We start from the raw sequence: 24,257 nt of genomic DNA on the forward strand, positions 1-24,257 counted from the left end.
CTCCGACACTAGGTGAATCACTCTGGATCGGCACACCAGGGACCGGTGCTCCAGGCATGCGGGCACGGCGCTCACCCGCCCGTGCCTCCGCCGACCACCGCGTCGGCGGGAGCCGGCGCGGCCTCGCCATCGGCGGCCTTCTTGGGCGGGGTGATGCTGGACAAGTCTCCCCCGGTGTCGTTGCTGCGCAGCACGAACGGCCGCGTGTCGGTGTAGCGGACGACGCTCGCCGAGCACGGGTCGGCGACGATGCGCTGGAAGGAGTCCAGGTGCGTGCCCAGCGCGTCCGCCAGCACCGACTTGATGACGTCACCGTGGGTGCACGCCACCCACAGCACGTCAGCGCCGTGCTCGGCGGCCAGCGCGGCGTCGTGCTCACGGACCGCGGCCACCGCTCGAGCCTGCACCTGCGCCAGGCCCTCCCCGTTGGGGAACACCGCCGCCGAGGGGTGCTGCTGCACCACCTTCCACAGCGGCTCGGACACCAGGTTCTTCAGCTCCTGGCCGGTCCACTCGCCGTAGTCCACCTCGGCCAGGCGCTCCTCGGAGCGTGGGGGCAGGCCGCGGGCGGCGGCGAGCGGGGCCACCGTCTGCTGGCAGCGCAGCAGCGGGGAGGTGACGATGGCGGTGATGGGCAGCTCGGCGAGCCGCTGCACCAGGGCCTCGGCCTGCGCGGTGCCCTTCTCGTCCAGCGCCACGCCCTCGCTGCGCCCGGCGAGCACCCCGGCGGTGTTCGCGGTGGAGCGGCCGTGGCGCAGCAGGATGACCGTCATGCGACCACCCTAGGACCCGGCCGCCCCGCCGGTGAGCAGGCAGTGCACCAGTTCACCCTGAGCGGACAGCTTTCCGTGCTCAGGTGGCCTGCAGCCCGGTGGTGGTCAGCAGCACCAGCACCAGCACGCCCAGGGCGATGCGGTAGCCCACGAACAGGTAGATGGTGTGGTTGGCCACGTAGCGCAGCAGCCAGGCGATGGAGGCGTAGCCGACGGCGAAGGCGACCAGGGTGGCCACCAGCAGCTGTGGCCCGCTGGCCTGCAGCAGGCCCTCCTCGGCCGGCTCGAAGGCGTCGGGCAGGCTGAACAGCCCGGACGCGACCACCGCGGGGATGGCGAGCAGGAACGAGTACCGGGCCGCCGCCTCGCGGGTGAGGCCCAGGAACAGCCCCGCGCTGATGGTGCCGCCGGAGCGCGACACGCCGGGGATGAGCGCCAGCGCCTGCGCCGAGCCCATCACGATGCCGTCGCGCAGCGTGAGCTCCTTGACGGTGCGCCGCTTGGAGCCGAAGTACTCCGCCGCCGCCATCACCAGGCCGAACACGATGAGCATGGTGGCGATGAGGTAGAGGTTGCGCGCCCCGGAGCGGACCTGGTCCTTGAACAGCAGGCCCAGGATGCCCACCGGGATGGTGCCGACGATGACGTACCAGGCCATCCGGTAGTCCAGCGTCTTGCGGACGGCCGGCTCCCGGAAACCGCGGAACCAGGCGACGACGAGCCGGCCGATGTCGCGGGCGAAGTACAGCAGCACCGCGGCCTCGGTGCCCAGCTGCGTCACCGCCGTGAAGGACGCGCCGGTGTCGTGGCCGAAGAAGACCCCGGAGACGATGCGCAGGTGCGCCGAGGAGGAGATGGGCAGGAACTCGGTGAGCCCCTGCACCAGCCCCAGGACCATCGCCTGGAGCCAGGTCATGTCCAGAATCATTCGCCGAGGCCTGCCAGCTCCAGCGCCTCGGCGGCGGTGCGCAGCGCGGCGAAGCCGTCCTCGCCGGGCGGGCACGCGAGGTTCACGGTGGTGACCCCGGCCTCGGCCAGCGCCGTCAACCGCTCCGCGATGCGCTCCTTGGTGCCCAGCAGTGCGATCTCGTCGAGCAGCTCCAGCGGCAGCGCCGCCATGGCCTCGTCGTAGCGCCGGTCCAGGTAGGCGTCCTGCACCTGCTTGGCGGCGTCGGCGTAGCCCATGGACACGGCCAGGGCGTTGTAGAAGTTCTTCTCCCGGCTGCCCATGCCCCCGACGTACAGCGCGGTGTACGGGCGGGTGAAGTCGGCGCACCTGCGCCAGTCGGCGCCCGGGACGATGGGCATGGACGGGGCGACGTCGAAGCCCTCCAGCCCGGTCTTGCCCGCCTTGGTGCGGCCGGCCTGGATGTGCGCGAGGTGCTTGGGCAGGTGCTTGGGCGAGCAGAAGATGCCCAGCCAGCCGTCGGCGATCTCGCCGGTCAGCTCCAGGTTGCGGGGCCCGACGGAGGCCAGGTACACGGGCAGGTCCTTGCGGGCGCCGTGCACGGTGAGCTGCAGGGCCTTGCCCGGGCCGTCGGGCAGCGGCAGCTGGTAGTGCTCGCCGTCGTGGCGCACGCGCTCGCCGGACAGTGCCTGGCGCACCACCTCCACGTACTCGCGGGTTCGGCCCAGCGGCTTGCCGAAGCGCACTCCGTGCCAGCCCTCGGAGACCTGCGGGCCGGAGACGCCCAGGCCCAGGCGGAAGCGGCCGCCGGAGAGGGTGTCCAGGGTGGCCGCGGTCATCGCCGTCATGGCGGGGGTGCGCGCGGGGATCTGCATGACGGCGCTGCCGATGTCGATGGTGGAGGTCTGCGCCGCCACCCAGGACAGCACCGTGGGGGCGTCGGACCCGTAGGCCTCGGCCGCCCACACCACGGAGAAGCCCAGCCGCTCCGCCTCGATCGCCAGCTTGAGGTTGGACGCGTCGTTGCCCGCGCCCCAGTAGCCCATGTTCAGTCCCAGTCGCATGGTGCGGCAGGTTACCGGTAGGTAGTGCAGGGGGCGGCGAGCCTGGCCGGCAACGGTGCCGGTGCGGCCTAGGGTTCCTGTGCTGTGGAGCAGACATCAGTAGGAGCCAGTGGACTGCGGGTGTCCCAGACCGGCCTGGGCACCCTGACGTGGGGCCGGGACACCAGCTCCGACGAGGCCGCCGCACAGCTGGTGGCCTTCGTGGACGCCGGCGGCACGCTGGTCGACGTCTCCCCCGCCTACGCCGGCGGCGCGGCCCAACGGGTGGTCGGTGAGCTGATCGGCGACCTGGTGCCCCGCTCGGCGGTGGTGCTCAGCGCCGCCTCCGGGCTGCACCCCGGGGGCCTGGTGGACTGCTCTCGACGGGCGCTGCTGAGCCAGCTGGACGAGACGCTGAGCGAGCTGGGCACCGACCACCTGGACCTGTGGCAGGTGAGCAGCTGGGACCCGCACACGCCGGTGTCGGAGGTGGTGGACACCCTCGCGCACGCGGTGAGCACCGGTCGCACCCGGTACGCCGGGCTGCGCGACCACGCGGGCTGGCAGCTGGCCACCGCCGCGTCGCAGGGCCAGCGCAGCGGGGTGGTGGCGGTGCAGACGGAGTACTCGCTGCTGGACCGCACGCCGGAGCGCGAGCTGCTGCCCGCCGCCCGTCACCACGGGCTGGGACTGCTGGCCGCGGTGCCGCTGGCCCGCGGGGTGCTCACCGGCAAGTACCGCACCGGGGTGCCCGCCGACTCGCGGGGCGCGAGCGCGCACCTGGCCGCCGGGCTGGCTGCGCACCGCGGGGAGGACGCTGCCCTGGTGGTGGAGGCGGTGGTCACTGCGGCCGAGGGGCTGGGCGTCTCACCGCTGGCGGTGGCGCTGGCCTGGGTGCGCGAGCAGCCGGGCGTGGCCAGCGCCATCGTGGGCGCCCGCACCGCCGCTCAGCTCACCGGCGTGCTCGCCGAGCGCGACGTGATCCTGCCTACCGCCATCCGCGCAGCCCTGGACGACGTCAGCTCCGGCTGAGGGGACGGGGCACCCAGGCCGAGGGCACTGGGCACCCACGCCGAGGGCACACTGACAGGGCGGACACACCGCGTCGTCAAGCATGGGAGTTCTGTAATGGTCGGCTCACGACGGGCTGCGGCGGGCGCCGCTGCCCTGCTCACGGCGGTGGCCCTGCTGGCCACCGGCTGCTCCAGCGACAGCAGCACCCCGGAGAACGTGCGCGAACCGGCCGTGCCCGCCACCACGGCACCCACCGCGTCTCCCGCCGGCACCGTCACCGTGCTCGGCGCCCCCGCGCGGGGGATGGCCGTCGACCCCAGCACCCACGTGCTGGCCGTGCAGGTGGAGGGCCCCGACCGGCTGCTGCTGCGCAGCTCGGAGAACCCCGCCGGCGTCGCCCGCACCGTCGCCCTGCCGGCCCGCGCCGCCCAGGTGTCGTTGAGCAAGCCCGGCGGGCCCTTCCTGGTCTCCGTGCCCGGCGCCCTGCTGCGGGTGGACCAGCGCAGCGGTGACGTGACGACGGTGACCCTGCCCGGCACCCCGCAGGCCGCGCTGCAGATCGACGACCAGACCACCGTGGTGGGCACCGCCGAGGGCGAGGTGCTGGTGCTCGGCGCCGACGACACCGTCACCAAGACCATCGCCGGCCTGGCCGACGTCGCGGCGCTGAGCTACGCGGACGGCACGCTGGTGGCGCTGGACCGCAAGCAGACCTCGGTGACCCAGGTGAACCTCGACGACGGCGACCTCGGCACCAGCCTGCGCGCCGGGCAGGGTGCGGTGAACGGCACCACCGACCGCTACGGGCGAATGCTGGTGGTGGACGTGGAGCTGGGCCAGCTGATGGTGTTCACCGCCGACCCGCTGCTGATGCGGCAGCGCTTCCCGGTCGCCAACCAGCCCTACGCCGTGGCCTACGACCCCACCACCGACCTCGCGTGGGTCACGGTCACCGGCCGCAACCAGGTGGTGGGCTACGCGATGGGCGGCGGCGAGCCCGTGGAGCGGTACCGGCTTGACACCGTGGCCCAGCCTGAGACTGTTGCGGTGGACTCCGCGAGCGGCGCGGTGCTCGTCGCCTCCGCCTCAGGTGGTGGTCTGCAGCGAGTCGTCCCCGGAGGAGGCACCCGGTGATCGAGTACGAGTACCACCCGCTGCGCCTGCCCCCGGGCGTCTCCCGGGTCACGGCCACCATGCAGCTGTCCATCCAGGCGGAGTTCGGCGGCTGGGAGCTCTCCCGCGTGCGGCTGTACTCCGACGGCAGCCGCCGGGTGATCCTGCGTCGACGCAAGACCGGCCAGCAGCTGCCGGCGCCCAGCACCTAGCCTCTGCCTTGCGCCACTCGTTCCCACCACCGCGCTCGGCGCCGCACTGACCACCCGAGGAGAACCGTGTACCGCCTGCTGTTCAGCCTGCTGCTGCGTCGGCTGGACCCCGAGAAGGCCCACACCCTGGCCTTCGGCCTGCTCCGCCTGGTCACTGCCCTTCCGCCGCTGCGGTGGCTGCTGGCCCGGGTGTTCACGGTGCGCGACCCCGCGCTGCGCAGCACCGTCCTGGGCATCGACTTCCCTGCGCCGCTCGGCCTGGCCGCCGGCTTCGACAAGGACGCCACCGGGGTGGACGCCTGGGAAGCACTGGGATTCGGGAGCGTGGAGGTGGGCACCGTCACCGCCCACGCGCAGCCGGGCAACCCCAAGCCGCGCATGTTCCGGCTGGTCGACGACCGTGCGGTGGTCAACCGGATGGGCTTCAACAACCACGGCGCGGGCGCTGCGGCTGACGCGCTGCGCCGCCGCCGCACCCACCTGCCCGTCGGGGTGAACATCGGCAAGACCAAGGTGGTCCCCGCCGCCGAGGCTGCCGACGACTACGTGCAGAGCGCCCGGCTGCTCGCGCCGCTGGCCGACTACCTGGTGGTCAACGTCAGCTCCCCCAACACCCCGGGGCTGCGCGACCTGCAGGCGGTGGAGTCGCTTCGGCCGCTGCTGCGCGCCGTGCAGGACACCGTGTCCATCCCCGTGCTGGTGAAGATCGCGCCGGACCTCTCCGACGCCGACGTGGACGCGATCGCCGACCTGGCCGTGGAGCTGGGCGTGGCCGGCATCGTGGCTACCAACACCACCGTCTCCCGCGCCGGGCTGCGCACGCCGGCCACCACCGTGGAGGCGATCGGCGCGGGCGGGATCTCCGGCGCCCCGGTGGCCGCGCGGTCGGTGGAGGTGCTCCGGCGGCTGCACGGCCGGGTGGGCCAGGAGCTGGTGCTCATCTCCGTCGGCGGCATCGAGACCGCCGAGGACGCCTGGGAGCGCATCGCCGCCGGCGCCAGCCTGGTGCAGGGCTACAGCGGCTTCGTCTACGGCGGGCCGTTCTACGCCCGCCGCATCCACAAGGGCCTGGCGCGAATCCTGCGGCGCGAGGGCTTCACCAGCATCGAGCAGGCTGTGGGCAGCGCCGCTCGAGTGTGAGCTTTCCGGTCTAGGGTGCCCTCATGAACCTCCTCGGCCTCGTCACGCTGCCTGTTCGTGTCACCGTCGCCGCCACCCAGGTGACGCTCGGCCTCGGCCAGCTGGCCGCCGCCGAGGGACCGCTGCGCCGCAAGGGTGGCTACGCCGACCAGGTGACCGCGGTGTTCGGCGCGGGCGGGGTGGCCGAGCAGCTGGCGCGGGTGCTGCAGGACCCCCAGGGTCCGCTGAGCGCGCTGACCAAGCTGGCGGAGGCGCTGGAGGAAGACCGTCCGCTGGGCAAGGCCATCGCCCCGGGCGGGCCGCTGGAGCGGATCGTCGAGGAGGGCGTGCTGGAGCGCTTCGCCAGCCGCGGCGGGCCGATGGACCGGCTGCTGGCCGAGGGGGGCGCGCTGGAGCGGGTGCTGGCCCCGGGTGGACCGCTGGACCGGCTGCTGGTGGAGGGCGGCGCGCTCGACCGCATCACCCAGACCGGCGGTGCGCTGGAGCTGCTGCTGTCCCCCGGCGGTCCGCTGGACCGGCTGCTGGCCGAGAACGGCGCGCTCGACCGCATCACCCACGAGAACGGGCTGCTGGAGCTGCTGCTGCGCGAGCAGGGGCTGGCCGACCGGCTGCTGGCCGAGGACGGCTTCGTGGAGAAGCTCACCGCCGACGGCGGCACCCTGGACCAGCTGCTGCACCTGGGCGACGTGCTCAAGGACCTGCAGCAGTCGGTGCTGGTGCTCAACCGGGCCGTGGAGCCGCTGGGCGAGCTGGCCAACCGGGTGCCCAACAGCCTGCTGCGGCGCAAGGGCGCTGGGCCCAACCCGCAGATCATCAACCAGTAGCTCAGTCTCCGTGGGCTGACCGCATGACGTCGTCCGGCGGGGCGGCGGTGGTGGCGCCGGCGCGCGGGCCGGGCACGTTGCGGAAGCGGAACGGCTCGCTGGTGCGCCCGGGCTGGATGTACCAACACTGCGCGCTCTCCCCGCTGGCCAGCACCGCCTCGACGGTGTCCACCACGTCGTCGGCGGTGAGCAGCGGGAACCCGGCGTCGGTGAAGGCGGAGCGCTGCCCGGCGATGAGCGGGGTGTCGGCGAAACCCGGGCAGATCGCGTTGACGGCGATGCCCTCCCCCGCCAGCTGCGCACCCACCGAGCGGACGTAGCCCACCACCGCGTGCTTGGTGAGCGTGTACACCGGGTCGCCCGGGATGGCCACCAGGCCGGCCAGCGAGGCGGTGGCCACCACCTGTCCCCCGCCGGCGCGGCGCAGCGCGGGCACCACGGCGCAGGTGCCGAAGACCACGGCGTCCAGGTTCACCCCGACCACCGCCCGGTAGCGGGCCAGGTCGAAGGTGTCGTCGGAGGCGGACTGGCCGCCGATCACCCCGGCGTTGAGGAACGCCACGTCGAGGCGGCCGAAGCGCTCCTCGGTCTCGGCCACCATCCGGGTGGCGGTGTCCGGGTCGCTGACGTCGCCGACGACGGCCAGGCCGCCGAGCTCGTCAGCCAGGGCGGTGACGGCGTCGGCGCTGCGGTCGACCAGGGCCACCTGCGCGCCCTGGGCCACCAGCCGGCGGGCGGCGGTGGCGCCGAAGCCGGAGGCCCCGCCGGTGATCAGGACGGTCTTGCCGGCGACATCCATCGGACTCCTCAAGGGGGTGGCTCAGCAGGTGGGGATGGTCAGCAGGTGCGGAGGAACTGGTCGAGCACGCGGGTGCCGAACTTTAGGGCAGACACCGGAACCCGCTCGTCGATGCCGTGGAACAGCGCGGCGAAGTCCAGCTCGGGGGGCAGCTGCAGCGGGGCGAAGCCGAAGCAGCGGATGCCCAGCTTGTCGAAGGCCTTGGCGTCGGTGCCGCCGGAGAGCATGTAGGGCACCAGTCGGGCGTGCGGGTCGTGGGCGAGCAGAGCGGCGTTCATGGCGTCCACCAGCTCGCCGTCGAAGGTGGTCTCGTAGGGCTCCAGCGCGGTCACCCACTCGCGCTCGATGTCCGGCCCGAGCAGGGCGTCCACCTCGGCCTCGAAGGCGGCGCGGCGGCCAGGCAGGACGCGGCAGTCCACCACGGCCTCGGCGGTGGCCGGGATGACGTTGGCCTTGTAGCCGGCCTGAAGCATGGTGGGGTTGGCGGTGTCGCGCAGGGTGGCCCCGACGATGCGGGCGATGGAGCCCAGCTTGGCCAGGGTGCCGTCCAGGTCGGGTGAGTCGGGGTCGAAGTCCAGGCCGGTCTCCTCCCCCGTGGCGGTGAGGAACTCGCGGACGCTGTCGGTCATCACCAGCGGGAAGGTGTGGTTGCCCAGCCTGGCCACGGCCTCGGCCAGCCGGGTGACGGCGTTGTCGGAGTGCAGGAAGGAGCCGTGGCCGGGGGTGGCGGTGGCGCGCAGCCGCATCCAGGCGATGCCCTTCTCCGCGGTCTCCAGCAGGTACAGGCGGCGCTCGGCACCGTCGGGGCGGGCCACGGTGAGGGAGAAGCCGCCCACCTCGCCCACGGCCTCGGTGACGCCGGCGAACAGGTCGGGGCGGTGCTCCACCAGCCAGTGCGAGCCCCACTTGCCGCCGGCCTCCTCGTCGGCCAGGAAGGCGAAGACGACGTCGCGCGGGGGTACGACGCCCTCGGCCTTGAACTGGCGGGCGACGGCCAGCGTCATGGCCACCATGTCCTTCATGTCCACCGCGCCCCGGCCCCAGACGTAGCCGTCCTTGACCGCGCCGGAGAAGGGGTGCACCGACCACTCGCCGGGCTCGGCCGGCACGACGTCGAGGTGGCCGTGCATCAGCAGGGCGCCGCGGGCGGGGTCGGCGCCGGGCAGCCGGCAGAAGACGTTGGCGCGGCCGGGCATGCCCGACTCCACGTAGGTGGTCTCGTAGCCGACCTCCTCCAGCTGGGCGATCACCCAGCGGGCGGCCTGCTCCTCGCCCACCACGGTGGCCGGGTCGCCGGTGTTGGTGGTGTCGATGCGGATCAGCTGGCTGGTGAGCTCGACGACCTCAGCCTCAGCCCTGGACTCGGTGCTCGTGTCATCACTGGGGGCCACCGGGTCTTCCTACCACTCGGGTGGCGCCACAGGGCCTTCGGACCGGGACGGCGCAAGGTCCTCACCCGCTGACCACCCGGTTTGGGAAGCGCACACCGCGTCGGCTAACCTAGCCCAGCGCAGGCAAGCATGCCGCTGTGCGCATGTCCGAGTGGCGGAATGGCAGACGCGCTAGCTTGAGGTGCTAGTGCCCTATTAACGGGCGTGGGGGTTCAAGTCCCCCCTCGGACACCCAGAACACGAACAGCCCCGGCTCCACGGCCGGGGCTTTCTTGCGTCTAGGTCGTCTTCCTCAGAGGTGAGCGTCCGGCGATGGACTGCACCTCCGGCGAGCTGCGGCCTGCGCAGGGTCGCCGACGACAACGAGCTCCAGCTCATCATCTGTCCTTGGCACGTCGCTTTGGCGCGCGCAAAGCCTGGTTGAAGCGGATGTGCGGCTGAAGCAGCTGATCGTGGGCGGCGATGCCGGTGACGATGAGCGTCCGTGGCCAAGCAGTGTGCAAAGGTGCTGGCATGCACTCTCCGCAGTCGCTGGATGACGGTGATCGCCGACCGGTGGCCACCAGGGCGGCCGCCTGCGCTGAGCAAGCCCATCACGTCAGGCCTCCCGCTGTTGCCGCCGCTTGGGGGAACTCCAGAGGCCCTGGCCGCACCACGAACTGGAGGCCGAGATGACCGACCCACGACGGCTGCGGATCACCGGGATGGTCGACAGGTATGCCGGGGACGAGAACAGCACAGGCCTCGCCTGGGCACGGACGCTCGCGCTCAGCGAGCTTGTCCTGGACCGGCTCACCGGAGACCGTGAGGACGCAGGAGTTCAGATCCTCCAGAACCAGCTACGGCTCGCGGCGATCGTCACCTTCTCCTCCGGCGGTGGCCTCGACGTCGCCGCTGCTCATCACGACCGACTGGCAGCGGACCTCGACGCCGTGTGTCCAACCTTCACGCCGGGCACGCTCCGCGGCGCCGTCCTCGCTCACCGGCTGGCCGCAGAGATCTGCCGCGGCGACTTCACTGGGCTGCGGTCGTTTGCTTCCCACCGCAAGGACGGCAAGGACTACACCGCCGCTCTTCGGCTGCCGCCCGCCTGAACCCCCGTTTCCCCCGGTCTAACCGCAGTCTCACCAGCCGATCGGGCACCGGACGACGGCGCACCCCGACTGCCCCCGAGATTGGCAACGTGCCCGTGTCCGATAGATAGTTTGGTTCAGTGACGGTGCCTCATGTGAGACAGCCGTCACGACCTCCTCGAGCCTCCGTTGCCGGCGTCAATCCCCTTCGCGCGCCAACCCACCAGGCCGCCGCAGTTCCCTCGCCGGGACGTCCAGGTTCGCCCCGCTGCGCCGAGGCCTGCGCACACGGAGCGCACCTCGGGGAACCGCGCTGACGAACATGCAGGTCAGACACCCCTACCGCCCTCCGGCTCACTGACGGCGGATGCGGGCATCGCGCTGCCCTGCGGTGACGACACCGGTGCTCGCATGCCGAACCCGATTCCCCCCGCCGGTCGCAGCAAGGCTGTCACCCGCCCCACACCGGCCCGCAGTGTTCCCGTCCCTGTCCCTCGGGCGGCCTCCACCCGTTCTGGCGCTGCTCTCGCGCCCGGTGCGGGTACCTACCGGCCTGCCGCAGGCCTGGGGTCAGCAGGACGTGCAGGCCTTGCTGCGACCGTCCGCCGCTCCCCGGTGAACCCTCATGACTGTCCCCGTCCAGCCCAACAGGTCCTAGTACGCCGACCCCCGTTGACCATCACCGCAGGTCCGCGGAGAGAAGCGGTAGCGCGCTCGCACCGCCATGCCAACCCTCACCCGAGCGACCCCATGACAATCGAGCAGGCGAACGTGCTGCTCAGCCCGTGGAGAAGGAGTCACCGGAGCTGTAAGGCACTCGCCCCAGCATCGTCCCGCAGCCGCATGCGAGGGCGGAGGGGACGGCCCAGCAGTCCCTTCACCCGGCGGTTTTGCGACCCACCCCGCCGCTGGGCGACAGCGGCCTCGTGAGGAGCCTCAGCCATACACGGCAGCGCGGCACCGTCAGAACTCCGCCGCTGACACCATCGGGAGGGCGAAACGAGTTTGACCACACGGGGACGCCAACCACGAGATTCCCGAGGGTCGACGAGATTCTCCGAAAGACGTATGCGCACAACACATTCCCCGTACTCTTCCCCGTGCGACGACATGGGTAGCCGCTCACGGCACCACAAGACTCGACGCACTACCGCTGTGAGAGAGGCTTGCCCATGGGTCCATTTTCCTTCGCCCGCCCCCGGGCCGGGACCCGCTCGCGGCCTCAACATCTACGTCGGCGGCAAGCCGAAGGTGGTTCCGCAGCCCGGCCGCGGCTCCGGCACCACCTACGCCGATCGCAAGCCGGCCATCGTCGGGTGGGCCGCCCCGGCTCCGCCGGCGGGCAGTCTCGGATCCTCATCGGACACGAGAACTCCGCCGGCGTCGGCGCCCCTGCCGTCACCGCCCCCCTCCCCCAGCGCGGTGTGATGCAGCGGCAACAGATCGTGGGTGGCTACAGGTGGACCTGGACCTCGAGTTCGGTCATCACCCCACCAAGATCGGCATCCGCTGGCCTGTCTCCGCCCGCGCCCGACCTCTTGCTCGAGGAGAACCACTGCCGCGCCGCGCTGCAGTCCTGACCCTCGCCGCACCCGCAAGACCGCCACTACAGAAGGAGCGCCGACGGTGGAAGCACACCCCCGCGACCTCGCCAGGGTCTTCCACTCCGATCTCCGTCTGGTGGTGCCCCTGTTTCAACGGCCGTACGTCTGGACACGCGACAGCCAGTGGCTGCCCCTGTGGGAGGACGTCCTGGCCACGAAGGACCGCGCCGCGGACGGCGACACCGTCCCGCACTTCATGGGCGCCGTCGTCCTGGAGGTCAAGCGCACCGCGCATGGCGGCCTCGAGGTGCGCGAGGTCATCGACGGGCAGCAGCGACTCACGACGCTGCAGCTGCTGATCGCCGCTGTGCGGGATAGCTTCAGCACCCACGGCCTGCACGACGCGCAGATGGCGAAGCGGCTCACCAAGCTCCTCGTCAACGACCCCGATCTCGTCGAACGCCCCGAGGAACACTTCCGTCTGTGGCCGACCAACGTCGACCGGTTCGGCTACCGGTCGGTGATGACCGGCCAGCACCTGACGACGCCGTACTCCGACACCGTGACCGGGATCGTCGGTGCCTACACCTGGTTCCGGACAGCAGCGGAGCAGCTGGTCGCGGGCCTCGACGCCGAGGCAGGGGCGGCCGAGCTGACTGCCGTCAGCAACGTCCTGCTCACCCAGCTCGAGGTCGTCCTCATCGACCTCGGCAAGGACGACAACGCGCAGGTGATCTTCGAGACTCTGAACGCGCGGGGCACCCCGCTGCGCGCGTCCGACCTGATCAAGAACCTCCTCTTCCGCACTCTGCAGGACCACGACCGGCCGGTGGAGGACCTGTACGAGAAGTACTGGGCGCCGCTGGAGACCAAGGGCTGGCAGCAGCAGGTGCGGCAGGGCAGGTTGCTGCGGCCGCGGCTGGACGCGTTCATGGGATACTTCCTCACCGTATTCCTGCAGCGCGAGGTGCAGGCGCACCAGCTCTTCCCCGCCGTCCGCGCCCACGTGGGCAACGACCCGGACCGCGCCGAGGAGCTGCTGCGGGAGGTCACCCGCTACGCCGTGGTCTACGAGGAGCTCGACAACGGCCACGCCGGCGACGACCTGGACCAGCAGCGGCTGGAGCGCATGGAGATCGTCGACACCACGACGATGACCCCCCTGCTCCTCTGGCTGTTCGCGAACACCGAGGGAGTCGAGCGGGCACGCGCGGTGCAGTCCTTGGAGTCCTACGTGGTGCGGCGCAGCCTCGCCCGCCTCACCACCAAGAACTACAACCGCATGTTCCTCGAACTGCTTCGCCGGCTCGGCACGGGAGCCGGACCAGCCGGAGCGGTCGTGACCAGCTACCTCGCTGAACAGGGCTCCGACTCCGGGATGTGGCCAGCCGACGACGAAGTCACCCGGAGCCTGACGACACTGCCGCTGTACCGGTTGCTCAAGCGCGACCGGCTTCAGCGCGTCCTGCTGGCCCTCGAGATGACTGCGCGCACCGCGAGGACCGAGCCAGTGCCTCCGAGCAGGAAGCTGTCGGTCGAGCACCTGCTCCCTCAGCACTGGGAGGAGCACTGGGCGCTTCCCGCCGCGCTCGATGACGCCGAGCACGAGCGCGGGCGTCGCGCAGAGCTGCTGCACACCATCGGCAACCTGACGCTCGTCACCGGGTCGCTGAACGCGACATTGCCGAACGGCAGCTGGGCTTCCAAGCGCCGCCACCTGCTCGAGCACTCGGCGCTCACCTTGAATCGAACGCTGCCCGAGGCGTGGACCACCTCAGCCATCGAGGCCCGCTCCCGCTATCTCGCGACGCTGGCCATCGACCTCTGGGAACGGCCCGAGCCGACCGAGAGCCAGCTCAAGCCCCTATCAGACACCGACCGGGACCTCCGCCCCGACCGGGAGGGCAACGACGCCACACCGGCCCGGCCACGCGACGCCGAGTCCCCCAGCACGAGGCGCGGAGACATCGCCAAGCACATTGCCCACGTCTTCACCGAGCTCGAAACCGGTGACTTCTTGACCATTTCGGAGATCGCCCGGAGGCCGTCGCCGGAGTACGCCGACAAGCCCCCGTCAGCAGGAGCGATCAGCGCGCGTCTCTTCCCTGCCAACGGGCGGATGACGCTGCCAGGTGTCGAGCCGGGAACACGGAACGGCTACCGCGGTGCGGTCAAGAAGCCCTGACCGTCTGTCTCCAACCCCAGACGACCAAGAACCCCGCTAGATGACCGACAAACCTCAGCCAGGAGACAACATGACGAGCCCAATGGCACCTGCGTCCACCGGGATGGTGGTCATCAACAAGGTCATCTCGATCGGCATCGACGGTATAGGGCCGCTGTCGAGCGCTCGCGAGATCGCCGAGGAGAGCCTCGCCCACCACGGCGAAGTGGAGAAGGCCATCGACCGCCTCATCGCCACCCACATGCGGCTCGTCGGAGCGACCGGCTTCGCCACCGGGGTCGGAGGCGCGTTCACCATGCCTGTGACCATCCCCGCGGACATCACCCTGCTGTACGCCTACGCGGCGAGGTGTTCAGCGGGCATCGCCCACCTCCGTGGTTACGACGTGACCTCCGAGGAGGTGCGCAGCGCCGTGCTGCTCAGTCTGTTGGGGTCGGCAGGGTCGGCGGTGCTGGCTGACATAGGCATCAACGTGGCGAACAAGACCGCCATGGCCGCGTTGAACAAGCTGCCCGGCACGATCCTCATCGAGATCAACAAGAAGGTGGGCTACCGCCTGTTCACCAAGTTCGGGACCAAGGGCGCAATCAACCTCGTGAAGTGGATTCCGCTGGCCGGCGGCGGCGTGGGCTCTGCGGTGAACGTCGCCACCATGCGCAGCATTGGCAGGTACTCCAAGTCGACGTTCACGCCCGTATCCAGCCCGTCCGCAGGATTGGTCTAAGGCAGTGGACCGCACCCCTTCTCCGCTTGCCCGCGTGGTTCCGCTTGCCTCGGGCGGCGTCTGGCATCGCAGAGCAGAGCGCCAGTGGCATCAAGGAGCGGTGTGACGACCTCACCCCCGGCGGCTCGTCCGCCTACCCGCACTACCGGGCCATGAGCGCGCTTAGTCCTGTTGGTCCTTTCAGCGCGGAGTACTACCTCGAGCTCGCCGACGGTCAGCCGCTCCCCGACGATTCGACCCTCACCGCCACAGAGACCGAGATCATCGTCGGCGCGGTACTACCGAGCCCTGGCATGGCGGGAGCGCGCACCAACGGGTCCTCCGCGCACCGCCTGCGTCCCGGCTTGTCCGGGCTCGGACCGGGTCAGGGGTAGATCAACCGGGCGACTGACAGGAGGAAGTCGTTCCCCCGGCCGGTCGGGTCGTCGGCCATGAGCTCGGAGATCACGGTGATGGCCAGGTCTCGCCGCTTCGGCGCACGGCCGGGAGCGGCTGCTGCCAGGGCGGCGGACAGCTCGTCGCGGGTGAGGTCGGTGCAGTAGGCCGGCGCGCCGGGCTGCTGGCGCCACGAGTCCGCCAGGCTGCCGGCGTCGAAGCCATCGAAGCCGGTGTCCTCGACCAGTGCCATGCCCAGCGCCCGGTCGGCCTCCGCATCCGCGGCGACGGGGATCGCGATCCGACCTGGGGTGCCGGCAGCCGTGTGCTTGGTGGCGAACGAGCCCGAGAGGATGGCGTTCCACGCCTTGACGACGGGGCGGCCGAGCTGCTCTCCCACCCACACGCTCTCCACCTGTCCCTCATCGAGGGCGGGGATGCGGCGTTCGCGGAACGGGTAGTAGTTCGAGGTGTCCAGCAGGACGGCGCCGGCCGGCAGCTGGTCCACGAGCGGCCGGATGTCCGGGATGCGGATGAGCGGGATGGACACAATCAGTGCCTCGACGTCGGAAACGGCGTCGTGCGCGCGGACGGCCCGTCCGCCCGAGGCGGTCACCTCGGCCGGGATGGTCTCCGGACCGCGGGAGTTGGCCACCTTCACCTCGTGCCCGGCAGCGGTGAGTCGTTGCGCCAGGGTGGCGCCGACGTTGCCGACGCCGAGGATGCCGATCTGCATGATGTGCTCCTGTGATGTGGTGATCAGGTCAGGTCAGGTCAGGTCAAGCGCGGTCGCCTCGGCGGGCACCGATGACCGGCCCACGAAGAGGGTGCCGACGACCGCGCCGAGGCCGATGACTGCCGCGGTGACGAAGGCGGCCTGTCCCGCGGACTCGGCCTGGGCGAGGGTGAGCGTGCCGGCGCCCGCGGCGTCGGAGCCGATGGTGTAAGCGGAGATCAGCACGGCCCCGCCCGCGGCACCGGCAAGCTGCTGGATCGTCGTGAAGGCCGCGGTTCCGTGCGGGTAGAGATCGGCGCGCAACCCCGCCAGCGCCGTCGTCGTCATCGGCGCCCACATCAGGGCCTGGGAAGCGGACATGACCAGGTAGGCCACCAGGGCCGTCCCGACGGCGGTGTCCTCGTCCACGGTGCTGAGGAACCACAGCGATGCCGTCCAGACGAGCGCGCCGGGAATCGCCAGTGGTCGGGGGCCGACGCGGTCGTACACGCGCCCGCCCAGGGCCGAGACGAGCGAGATGGCCGCACCGCCCGGCACCAGGAACAGGCCGAGGGACAGCGTGCTCAGGCCGAGGACGCTGGTCAGGATCAAGGGCAGCACGATCAGGCTGCCGAAGCCGATCATCGCGATCACGAGCATCACCAGCAGCGCTAGCGTGAACGAGCGCGACCGGAAGACGCGCATGTCCAGCAGGGCGTTGCTCGACCGCTGCAGGGTGACTTGGCGCAGGACGAAGGCCGCGATGCCGGCCAGCCCCACCGCGATCGGGACGTAAGGGGCGACGGGTGCGTGACCCGAGACCGACTCGCCGATCGACGCCAGCCCGTAGACCAGTGCGCCGAAGCCGACGGCGGAGAGCACCAGGGACAGCACGTCGAGAGTGACGGGCTCAGGGGTGGTGATGTTCCGGAGCTTGAGCGCCCCGAGCCCCAGCGCGAGAACGGCGACCGGCAGCATGAGGATGAAGAGCCACCGCCAGCTCAGCGCCGACAGCACCACTCCCGACAACGCGGGGCCGACCGCCGGCGCCACGGCCGGCACGGCCGTGACGATCGCCATCACCGCGCCGCGCCGGGCGACGGGGACCAGACGCATGGCGGTGGTCATCAGCAGAGGAAGGAAGACGGCGGTACCAGCCGCCTGGATGATCCGGCCGGCGAACAGGACGCCGAATCCCGGAGCGACGGCAGCTATCGCCGTCCCCACCGTGAACAGCGACATCGCGCCCAGGAAGATCGTGCGCAGGTGCCATCGCCGCATCACGAACCCGGTGGCCGGGATGAGCACCGCCAGCGTCAGCAGGTAGCCGGTGGTCAGCCACTGACCGGTGGTGGGGGTGATGCCGAGGTCAGTGATCAGGGTCGGCAGCGCGACCCCGAGCATCATCTCGTTGAGGAGGACGGTAAACGTCGAGGCCATGAGCAGGCCGATGACGAGGGCGCTCCCCGGGGGGAGCCGGTCGCCGGGGTGGGTCTGCGGTGCGGGCGCTGCGAGGGCAGGTGCCGGTGATTCCTGGATGTCCACGCGATGTGTCTCCGTCCTTCTTGGTGGAGCCGGGTCAGCTCGACGCGTGCGCCGCTCCGGCGAGTCGCGGATCCAGTCCGTACTGGGCGGGAGCGCCGAGGTGGTCGCGCAGGGTGGCGCCCTCGTAGTCGCGGTGGAACAGGCCCCGCTCCTGGAGCAGCGGGACGACCTGGTCGACGAAGGCCTCGATTCCGTCGGCGTAGACGTCGATCGCCAGGGAGAAGCCGTCGCAGGCCCCGGCCTCGAACCACTCCTGCATGTGGTCGGCGACGTCGGCGGCCGTGCCGGGCACGACCGGGTGGTAGTCGATGACGCCGTGGGCGAGGACGTCGCGCAGCGTCCAGCCCTCGCGGGCGACCTCCAGAGCGTGCGGCGAGCGCGGGTCCCCCGGGCTGGGTCGCGCGGCGGCGAGCTGCTGCGGGGTGAGCGGCTCGTCGATCTGGTTGGGCGTCAGGCGCAGCCCGAGCATGGCGCCGAGATAGGTCACCCGCTGGTCGAGGTCGACGACCTCGTCCAGCTGCCGGCGCCGGTCCAGGGCGGCCCGCCGGGACGGCGCGATGCTGGGCATGAACCCGGCGAACAGCTTGACCTCGTCGGGATCGCGGCCGACGCTCTCGGCGGCCGCCCGCAACGCCGCGCGGTGCGCCCGGCCCTCCTCGATCGTGAACGGGTTGGCGTACACACCGCTGGCGTAGCGCGCGGCCACCTCGAGCCCGTTGCTTCCCCCGCCGGCCTGAAAGATGACCGGCTGTCCCTGCTCCGACGGGGGGATGGGCAGCGGGCCGCGGGAGGAGACGTGACGCCCCTGCAGGTTCACCGGCTGAATCTGGCTGGTGTCGGCGAACCGCCGGCCGGCGACGTCACGGACCCAGGCGTCGGGCCCCCAGCTCCCCCACAGCGCCTGGACGATCTGGATGACCTCGTGGAGGCGTTCGTACTTCTCGGCGCGGGGCGGGAGCGTCACGCCGTAGTTCGCGGCCGCAGCTGGGAGCGAGGTCGGGACGGCGTTCCAGCCGGCGCGACCGTGGCTGGCCACGTCCAGCGCCTTGAACTGGCGGGCGATCGTGTACGGCTCGTTCAGCGTCGTGGAGGCCGTCGCCACCAGGCCGATGCGCTCGGTGGCCCGCGCCATCGTGGTCAGGACCACCAGCGGGTCGATGGCGTGGTTCGGCACGCCCCGCTCGATGTCGTTCTCGAGCGCCGGCGTGTCGGCCAGGAAGACCAGCTGGATCTTCCCCCGCTCCGCCACCTGCACGTGCCGCGCGAAGACGTCCATGTCGGTGTAGCTCGACGGGTCGACTCCGGGCATGCGCCAGGAGCCGGGCTGGGAGCCGTAGCCGTTGGCCATCTGGATGGCCAGGAGCATCTGCGGGGTGGGCATGATCGGTCCTCTGCGATAAGGTGGAGAGCGTCTCCGCTTGACTTCACCGAAGATACGGAGACAGTCTCCGCATTGTCAACGAGGGGTGGTCCGACGTGTCCGAGGCGACAGCAGCCCGCGAGCGCAGGCCCCGGACGGACGCCCAGCGGAACAGGACGCACATCCTCGACGTGGCCGAGCAGTACTTCGCCGAGCACGGGATCACCGGATCCCTGGACGCCATCGCCAAGCGGGCCGGCGTGGGCGCCGGGACCCTCTACCGACATTTCCCGAACCGGGAAGCGCTGCTCGACGCACTGCTCAGAGCACGTGCGGAAGAGCTGGTGTCGCGTCGTGATGCGATCCGCGCGGAGGTGCACGACTCCACCGAGGCCCTGTCTCAGTGGCTGGAGGCGCTCGGGAACTGGGCCACCGCGTTCGACGGACTGCCAGAGCCGCTGCGGGTGGCCCTGTCCGAGGACACGAGCCCGCTGGCCCTCACCTGCCACGGCTTCGTCACGACCACCGACGAGTTCCTCGCCGCAGCGCAGCAGGACGGTGGCGCGCGGCCGGAGGTACGCGGCAGGGACCTGTTCCTCGCCGTGCTCGCGACGAGCTGGGTGGGCGGAGCGGCCATGGCCGACGAGTCCTCGAGCGCGGCCCTCAATGCCATGATGAGGGGCGGCTGGGAGCTCCCCCGGCCCTCCTCCACTTAGCGGATCGCCTCGTAGAGCGCGCTGCACCGCGTTCTCGGACAGCGGGGCGGGGCGCCGTCGAGCTCGCCTGCCCCGAGCCAGCAGCCGGTACGTGCGCGCCAGGCCTCGGGCGGTACCGATGCCGGTCGAGCTTGATGATGGCGTCGAGATGCAAACCCGGGCGCACCCGGCTGGCTGTCGTCGGCACCGGTTAGCGTCACCGAGTGACTACGGGCCGGCAGCTGATGGAACAGGCCCTGCGGGAACCGATGCAGGCGATCGGCTGGCGGCCCCGGGCAGCCGGGTGGTTCACCCGCTCGATTGCTCCCGAGTACACCGGTGTCCTCGCCGCCAGCGTCGCCTCCCGGTACGCCGCAGCTGGCACGGGCCACGCCACGTTGTTCGTCCACCTGGGCCGTGACGACGTGCAGCCGGTGGTCCGCGAGCTCCTCCAGAGCACCTACCAGGACGGCGGCTACCGCTCGACCAGCGCCGTCACCAGCATCGGCTACCTGATGCCCGCGCCCACCTGGCGGAGCTGGCTGGTGACACCGGAGACGGCGGCCCCGGTCGCCGCCGAGCTGGCCGCCGCGACCCGTGACCACGCCCAGCCCTACCTGGAGCGGCTCGCGGCCGATCCCGAGCGCGTGCTGCAGGCGGTGAAGTCCTCGGGAACGATCATGGCCTCGGCGGCGGGGCCCTGCACGGTCGCGGTGCTGCTCGCCCGCCTGGGTCGTCCGGACGAGGGCTGGGCCTTCATTCAGCAGCACCTGAGCTCGATCAGCTCGCGGACTGACCCGGCCGCGCAGGACAGCCGCCAGATGGCCGACCGCCTGCGCCACTGGCTCGACCGGCTGCCGCGGTAGCCCTCACCCGAGTGATGCACCGAGGCGACGTCAGGTCAGGGCAGGCGTGACCCGACGAGGAAGAGCTGGAGGAATCGGAGGGCCTGGCCGAGCGCGAAGCTGAACGGGTCGGTCGACGGGGCGACGGTGATCGGTGCGGCGCCGCGAGATGCCGCGTGCGTGTCGTCCCCGCTGTAGGTGGCCTCGATGACGACTTCCCCAGCGCGGTCAAAGGGGCGCTCGGGGATGCAGTAGGAGAGCCCGTTGACCACCGGCTGAAATCCGCAACCGAGAATAGGCGCGCCGTCTGCGGTGAAGGCCACCCGGCCACCACCACCGTTGGCGATCGCGACGGTGATCAAGGAACCGAGATTGCCCACCGAGGCGTTCACCGAAGGCTGGACCGTGGTGGTGGTGGGCGTCGTCGAGCCCGCCTGGGTCAGCCTGACCAGCGCGGGTCCCACTGTCGCGACCTGCACGCCGGCGGCGTCGCTGGCCAGGGCGGCCGGACTGGGCACTCCTGGGCTGCCCACCACCGTGTTGGTGTCGAGGTCGAACACCCCGACCACCCCGTTGCGCTCAGCGGCGTAGCCCGTGCGACTCATCGCGTCGATGCTCACCCCGATCGGGTCTCCGGGGACGGTGATGGTCGCCGACCGGGCCCGGGACGCCACGTCGAACACCTCGATCCCGCCAGCCGCGAACGACGCGGTGAGGAAGTTCGGGACGACGGTCCCCCGCCGCACGACGTAGGCCCGGCCCGTGGTGTCGTCGACCGCGACCGAATCCAGCAACCCGAGAATCGCGGTGTCCTCGGCGGGAAGGTCGACGAATCGACTCAGATCGACGAAACCGACGTAGGAGAACTCGCCACTGGTGCTGACGCCGGGGAAGGTGAGCACGGCCGCTCCGGTGCGCTCGTCGATGTCGACGTCACCTGCCTCGCTCTCCCGCAGCGTCGCGGTGGGCAGCAGGCTCGCCGGGTCGAGGCGGCGCAGCTGGTCGCCGACCAGGACGTAGGGAGCTCCGTCCCGGCCGTCCACCGCCACCGCCCGTGCGCCGCCGGCGAAGTCCGAGCCCGGCGGGACGGGAACCTGCTGCAGCACCGCGCCCGTGGACGCGTCGACCACCGTGATCGAGCTGGGCGCACCGTCGTTTCCGGGGGACGTGACGTAGACGCGGTTGCGGGCCTCGTCGACGGCGACGTCTGAGGCACCGCCGGCCAGCGGCACGCTCGCGCGCACCCCTGGGGGGTTACCGTCGACCACGGTGAGCACCCCGGGTCCGGTCCCGTCGCCGCTGGACACCGCGACGTAGGTGGTTCCGGTGGTGCGGTGCACGGCCACCGCGCGCGGCTGCCCCGCATCGTCAAGCACCGTGCGCTGCGCGGTGTACGCAGGAGCAGCCGGCGCCGCTGAGGCGACCGGAGCGGCGGTGAGCGCCGTCACCGCGGCGAGTGCGCCAGCACTCAGCAGGACTCGGGAACGGGCGGATCGAGAACCAATCATGGGACATCCTCACTGACCAGCGACCAACGTCGGCACCGACAGGGCTCTGCCTGCGCAGGGGCTACCCACAACCCCACCGCCAGCACGACGAACGTCAACCACGACCAGCTCCTGGACCCACGCGTCCTGTCCCGGCGGTTCACCGCGAAACTAGCAGGCCAGAGCACTGTTGTCACGCGTGTCAGCAAGGGCTGCCTGCTCGACGGGACCCACTCTGCAGGAGCCTCGGGCCTGGTTCTTGCCGGCCCGGAGGGCTGGCACCGATCCGGTCAAGAACGGGTCCAGCGGCGGTAGCCGGTGGCCCCGCCGGGAGCCGTTCGCTCCCAGTGGGACGCCATGGTTGCGGTCTCACCCAGCTGCACGACGGCCCGCCAGCGGTAGGTGGTGGGCCAGCGCCGGAACACGGGCACGAGGGTGGTCACCAGACGCATCAGCCACGGCAGGGGCCCTGGCCGCCACCGCTGCGTCACGTCCAGGCCCAGGGCCACTTGGTCGCCGCGGCGCTGCGCCAACCACGCACCACCCGTCACGCGGGCGCCGTCGACGGACACGTGCCAGTGCCCCGTCGCAGCCGCGCCGTCGGCTAGGGCGCGGACGTCGGGCAGTGCCGGGTCGAGGTCGACGCGGGCGCGGTGTCCACCGTGCTCGGCACCGACGGCCGTGATTCCCGACCGGTCGGGTGTCAGCTCCACGCGCTGCCCAGCCTTCCCAGGAGGCAGCGGGCCGTCCTGGCCGCGATTGACCCCGACGGCGCACAGCGGCGCGGCGTACTTGATGAGGTGCCTGCGATGCAGGCGCGCTCCCGGCAGTCGTCCCGTGGAGACCTGGTGCCCACCGATCCGGATGGTCGGCGGAGTGCTGGTGACGCGAACCAGGTCAAACCGGCCCAGCCACACGAGCAACAGCGCCGTTGGTCGGTCGACTCCCGCGCTGACCGGTGCGAGCAGCTGCGCCCGGCGACGCCGCCGACCGTCGCGGTCGTCCACCCGGACCTCGACCTCGCGTCCTTCCACGTCGGTGAACCGCACCTCAGCAACGACGCCGTCCTCGGCGACCTCCAGTCGCGCGACGGAGAACTCCGTCTCACCCCAGTGCCCGATCCCTCCGCCGATCTCGTAGCCGGCCGGGTCCACCCGAAGGCCCGGCTCGAGGTAGTAGTCCACGCGCCGGTCGGCCCGCCGAGACAAGAAGGCCAGCATGCCTGTGCCGTGCAGGTCGTCGTCGAACCACTGCAGCTCGAGGCCGTCGTAGGTCGGATCGTCCGACAGCTCGACGTTCAAGAAGCGGGCGATCGGCGACACCTCGAGCGAGAAGGGGCACGGCGGAGCCGCACTCGTGCACGAGTCGTCCTGGTGGTGCAGCTCTCCGGCGCTGATGGACATCTCCCCCCGCGGGCCCGTGCCGACCACCCAACCACCCCCGGGGCGACGGCGCCGAGCCGTTCCTCGCTGGGCCCGACCCGTGGCACCGGCTCGTCCTCAGGTCGCAGGTGGCACGATGCCCAGTGCAGCGGCGGGAGCACCGGGCCCCACCCCTCGGCTCAGGGATGTCTGACAGTGACCACCAGCGACGAGCAGACCTCCACCACGCCACCCACCGGCGACGGCGGAGCAGGTGCGCTAGACATCTGCGCGTCGCTGCAGCAGCTGTTCGCCGACCTCGTCGCCGAGCCTGGCGACCAGCCGCTCGTCGGCAGGCAGCTGGAGAAGGAGCTGCTGCGCCGCGCCCGAGTACCTGGCGACGGACACCTCGCCCGCGAGGTGGTCAACCACCTGCTGCGCACCACCAGCTCCGCCAAGGGCCGCGGCGACACTGCGACGCGGGTAGACGCGCTGCTGCAGTCGACCCGGGTCAGCACCACGGTGCTTGCCCAAGCGTTCGGCCCCCAGTGGGCGGAGGTCGTGGCGTTCGTGCGCCGCGCCGGGGTGCTCACCGCAGACGAGACGCAGCAGATCGCGGCGGCGTCCCGGCAGAACGCCGTGGTGCCGCACCCGACGATCGCGGTCGCCGAGCGTGCTGAGCGCGCCTACGCCACCAGGCGGGTGGCCGAGGCGGCGCTGAACGCCTCCGACGACGCCCTCTCCGCCGCGAACGGTGGCGGTGGTGAGCGGATGATGTCGCTCTTTCGTGGGTGGAGCCCGGGGCGCGACATCGAGGGCGCTGCGCGAGCCCTGGCGCTGCGAGACCTGCGGGGGAAGTTTGGCTTCTTCCAGGACCTCTACGACGAGATGACCTGGGCGTGGCGCGAGGTCGTGGGCCCCTTGCACCCGGACGACCCCGAGCTGCCCACGCGCGCCAGCCGCGCCACCGACTGAGACCAGCGAAGACGGGGAAGCAAGGTCCTCGGCCGCGACGTGGTCCGCAAGTCGGTCATGCCCGAGGAGCACCTGGCCGCCCTCACCGAGGCGGGCGTCCCCGAGCCACTGGCCGCGATGGTGGTCAGCGTGGACGCCGGGATCCGGGCCGGAATTT

21 protein-coding genes and 1 tRNA gene are annotated in these 24,257 nt (G+C 71.5%); 12 read left to right on the forward strand and 10 right to left on the reverse strand.

Annotated elements, in window-relative coordinates:
- Window positions 1-71: 71 nt before the first annotated feature.
- The 3 genes from AC3YO9_RS11560 to AC3YO9_RS11570 form a co-directional block, all read right to left on the reverse strand.
- Window positions 72-773, reverse strand: a complete 702-nt coding sequence (locus tag AC3YO9_RS11560; protein ID WP_489983236.1) for a histidine phosphatase family protein — start codon at window positions 771-773, stop codon at window positions 72-74.
- Window positions 774-852: 79 nt separating this feature from the next.
- A complete protein-coding gene (locus AC3YO9_RS11565) occupies window positions 853-1,689 on the reverse strand; it encodes an undecaprenyl-diphosphate phosphatase (protein ID WP_489983237.1) in 837 nt (278 codons plus the stop codon).
- Between the two features lie 8 nt (window positions 1,690-1,697).
- Window positions 1,698-2,744 carry an LLM class F420-dependent oxidoreductase gene (locus AC3YO9_RS11570; RefSeq protein ID WP_127782883.1) on the reverse strand — a complete coding sequence of 349 codons (1,047 nt, stop codon included), beginning with the start codon at window positions 2,742-2,744 and terminating at the stop codon, window positions 1,698-1,700.
- A gap of 84 nt (window positions 2,745-2,828) precedes the next feature.
- Here AC3YO9_RS11570 and AC3YO9_RS11575 point away from each other — a divergent pair, with 84 nt between their 5' ends.
- The 5 genes from AC3YO9_RS11575 (at window position 2,829) to AC3YO9_RS11595 (ending at window position 7,026) form a co-directional block, all read left to right on the forward strand.
- A complete protein-coding gene (locus tag AC3YO9_RS11575) occupies window positions 2,829-3,755 on the forward strand; it encodes an aldo/keto reductase (RefSeq protein WP_489983238.1) in 927 nt (308 codons plus the stop codon).
- A 96-nt stretch (window positions 3,756-3,851) separates the two neighbouring features.
- Window positions 3,852-4,871 (forward strand): YncE family protein, encoded by a 1,020-nt coding sequence (locus AC3YO9_RS11580; protein ID WP_127782881.1) that lies wholly within the window; start codon window positions 3,852-3,854, stop codon window positions 4,869-4,871.
- Window positions 4,868-5,062, forward strand: coding sequence for a DUF5703 family protein (locus tag AC3YO9_RS11585; RefSeq protein ID WP_127782880.1), 195 nt, complete (start codon window positions 4,868-4,870; stop codon window positions 5,060-5,062). The genes AC3YO9_RS11580 and AC3YO9_RS11585 overlap by 4 nt, the downstream gene beginning before the upstream one ends.
- Window positions 5,063-5,128: 66 nt before the next feature.
- Window positions 5,129-6,202: a quinone-dependent dihydroorotate dehydrogenase gene (locus AC3YO9_RS11590; protein ID WP_127782879.1), complete on the forward strand. Its 1,074-nt coding sequence runs from the start codon at window positions 5,129-5,131 to the stop codon at window positions 6,200-6,202.
- Between the two features lie 23 nt (window positions 6,203-6,225).
- Complete coding sequence (locus AC3YO9_RS11595; RefSeq protein WP_489983239.1) at window positions 6,226-7,026, forward strand: ABC transporter; 801 nt, start codon at window positions 6,226-6,228, stop codon at window positions 7,024-7,026.
- 1 nt (window position 7,027) lies between these two features.
- Here AC3YO9_RS11595 and AC3YO9_RS11600 read toward each other — a convergent pair whose 3' ends face one another.
- Both AC3YO9_RS11600 and AC3YO9_RS11605 read right to left on the reverse strand, forming a co-directional pair.
- Window positions 7,028-7,825, reverse strand: a complete 798-nt coding sequence (locus tag AC3YO9_RS11600) for an SDR family oxidoreductase (protein ID WP_489983240.1) — start codon at window positions 7,823-7,825, stop codon at window positions 7,028-7,030.
- 38 nt (window positions 7,826-7,863) lie between these two features.
- Entirely contained in the window at window positions 7,864-9,216 is a 1,353-nt protein-coding gene (locus tag AC3YO9_RS11605) for a M20/M25/M40 family metallo-hydrolase (RefSeq protein ID WP_489983241.1), read from the reverse strand.
- A 145-nt stretch (window positions 9,217-9,361) separates the two neighbouring features.
- Here AC3YO9_RS11605 and AC3YO9_RS11610 point away from each other — a divergent pair.
- The 4 genes from AC3YO9_RS11610 to AC3YO9_RS11625 all read left to right on the forward strand — a co-directional run bounded on the left by AC3YO9_RS11610 (window position 9,362) and on the right by AC3YO9_RS11625 (window position 14,742).
- Window positions 9,362-9,447: transfer RNA gene (locus AC3YO9_RS11610), tRNA-Leu, on the forward strand.
- A 440-nt stretch (window positions 9,448-9,887) separates the two neighbouring features.
- Window positions 9,888-10,310 carry a hypothetical protein gene (locus AC3YO9_RS11615; protein ID WP_489983242.1) on the forward strand — a complete coding sequence of 141 codons (423 nt, stop codon included), beginning with the start codon at window positions 9,888-9,890 and terminating at the stop codon, window positions 10,308-10,310.
- A 1,605-nt stretch (window positions 10,311-11,915) separates the two neighbouring features.
- Window positions 11,916-14,018 carry a DUF262 domain-containing protein gene (locus AC3YO9_RS11620; RefSeq protein ID WP_489983243.1) on the forward strand — a complete coding sequence of 701 codons (2,103 nt, stop codon included), beginning with the start codon at window positions 11,916-11,918 and terminating at the stop codon, window positions 14,016-14,018.
- 70 nt (window positions 14,019-14,088) lie between these two features.
- The gene (locus AC3YO9_RS11625; protein ID WP_164860609.1) at window positions 14,089-14,742 is read left to right on the forward strand and encodes an EcsC family protein; all 654 of its coding nucleotides are present in this window, start codon (window positions 14,089-14,091) and stop codon (window positions 14,740-14,742) included.
- Window positions 14,743-15,106: 364 nt separating this feature from the next.
- Here the strand turns inward: AC3YO9_RS11625 and AC3YO9_RS11630 are convergent, their stop codons facing one another.
- Genes AC3YO9_RS11630 through AC3YO9_RS11640 form a run of 3 tightly spaced genes read right to left on the reverse strand, consistent with a single transcriptional unit; the run spans window position 15,107 to window position 18,758 of the window.
- Window positions 15,107-15,853, reverse strand: coding sequence for an NADPH-dependent F420 reductase (locus tag AC3YO9_RS11630; RefSeq protein ID WP_489983244.1), 747 nt, complete (start codon window positions 15,851-15,853; stop codon window positions 15,107-15,109).
- 33 nt (window positions 15,854-15,886) lie between these two features.
- Window positions 15,887-17,377 (reverse strand): DHA2 family efflux MFS transporter permease subunit, encoded by a 1,491-nt coding sequence (locus AC3YO9_RS11635; protein WP_489983245.1) that lies wholly within the window; start codon window positions 17,375-17,377, stop codon window positions 15,887-15,889.
- 34 nt (window positions 17,378-17,411) lie between these two features.
- Window positions 17,412-18,758, reverse strand: coding sequence for an NtaA/DmoA family FMN-dependent monooxygenase (locus AC3YO9_RS11640; protein ID WP_489983246.1), 1,347 nt, complete (start codon window positions 18,756-18,758; stop codon window positions 17,412-17,414).
- Window positions 18,759-18,928: 170 nt separating this feature from the next.
- On the opposite strand from AC3YO9_RS11640, the gene AC3YO9_RS11645 reads away from it, so the two are divergent.
- Together AC3YO9_RS11645 and AC3YO9_RS11650 are read left to right on the forward strand one after the other, a co-directional pair.
- Window positions 18,929-19,453, forward strand: coding sequence for a TetR/AcrR family transcriptional regulator (locus tag AC3YO9_RS11645; protein ID WP_489983247.1), 525 nt, complete (start codon window positions 18,929-18,931; stop codon window positions 19,451-19,453).
- A gap of 203 nt (window positions 19,454-19,656) precedes the next feature.
- A complete protein-coding gene (locus tag AC3YO9_RS11650; RefSeq protein ID WP_489983248.1) occupies window positions 19,657-20,298 on the forward strand; it encodes a hypothetical protein in 642 nt (213 codons plus the stop codon).
- A 35-nt stretch (window positions 20,299-20,333) separates the two neighbouring features.
- Here the strand turns inward: AC3YO9_RS11650 and AC3YO9_RS11655 are convergent, their stop codons facing one another.
- Complete coding sequence (locus AC3YO9_RS11655; protein ID WP_489983249.1) at window positions 20,334-21,653, reverse strand: hypothetical protein; 1,320 nt, start codon at window positions 21,651-21,653, stop codon at window positions 20,334-20,336.
- 401 nt (window positions 21,654-22,054) lie between these two features.
- A complete protein-coding gene (locus AC3YO9_RS11660) occupies window positions 22,055-23,194 on the reverse strand; it encodes a hypothetical protein (RefSeq protein ID WP_489983250.1) in 1,140 nt (379 codons plus the stop codon).
- A 147-nt stretch (window positions 23,195-23,341) separates the two neighbouring features.
- Between AC3YO9_RS11660 and AC3YO9_RS11665 the strand changes: the two genes are divergently transcribed.
- Entirely contained in the window at window positions 23,342-24,100 is a 759-nt protein-coding gene (locus tag AC3YO9_RS11665; protein ID WP_489983251.1) for a hypothetical protein, read from the forward strand.
- The last annotated feature ends 157 nt before the right edge of the window (window positions 24,101-24,257 follow it).

This window comes from Rhodococcus sp. Z6_132 (assembly GCF_058133635.1).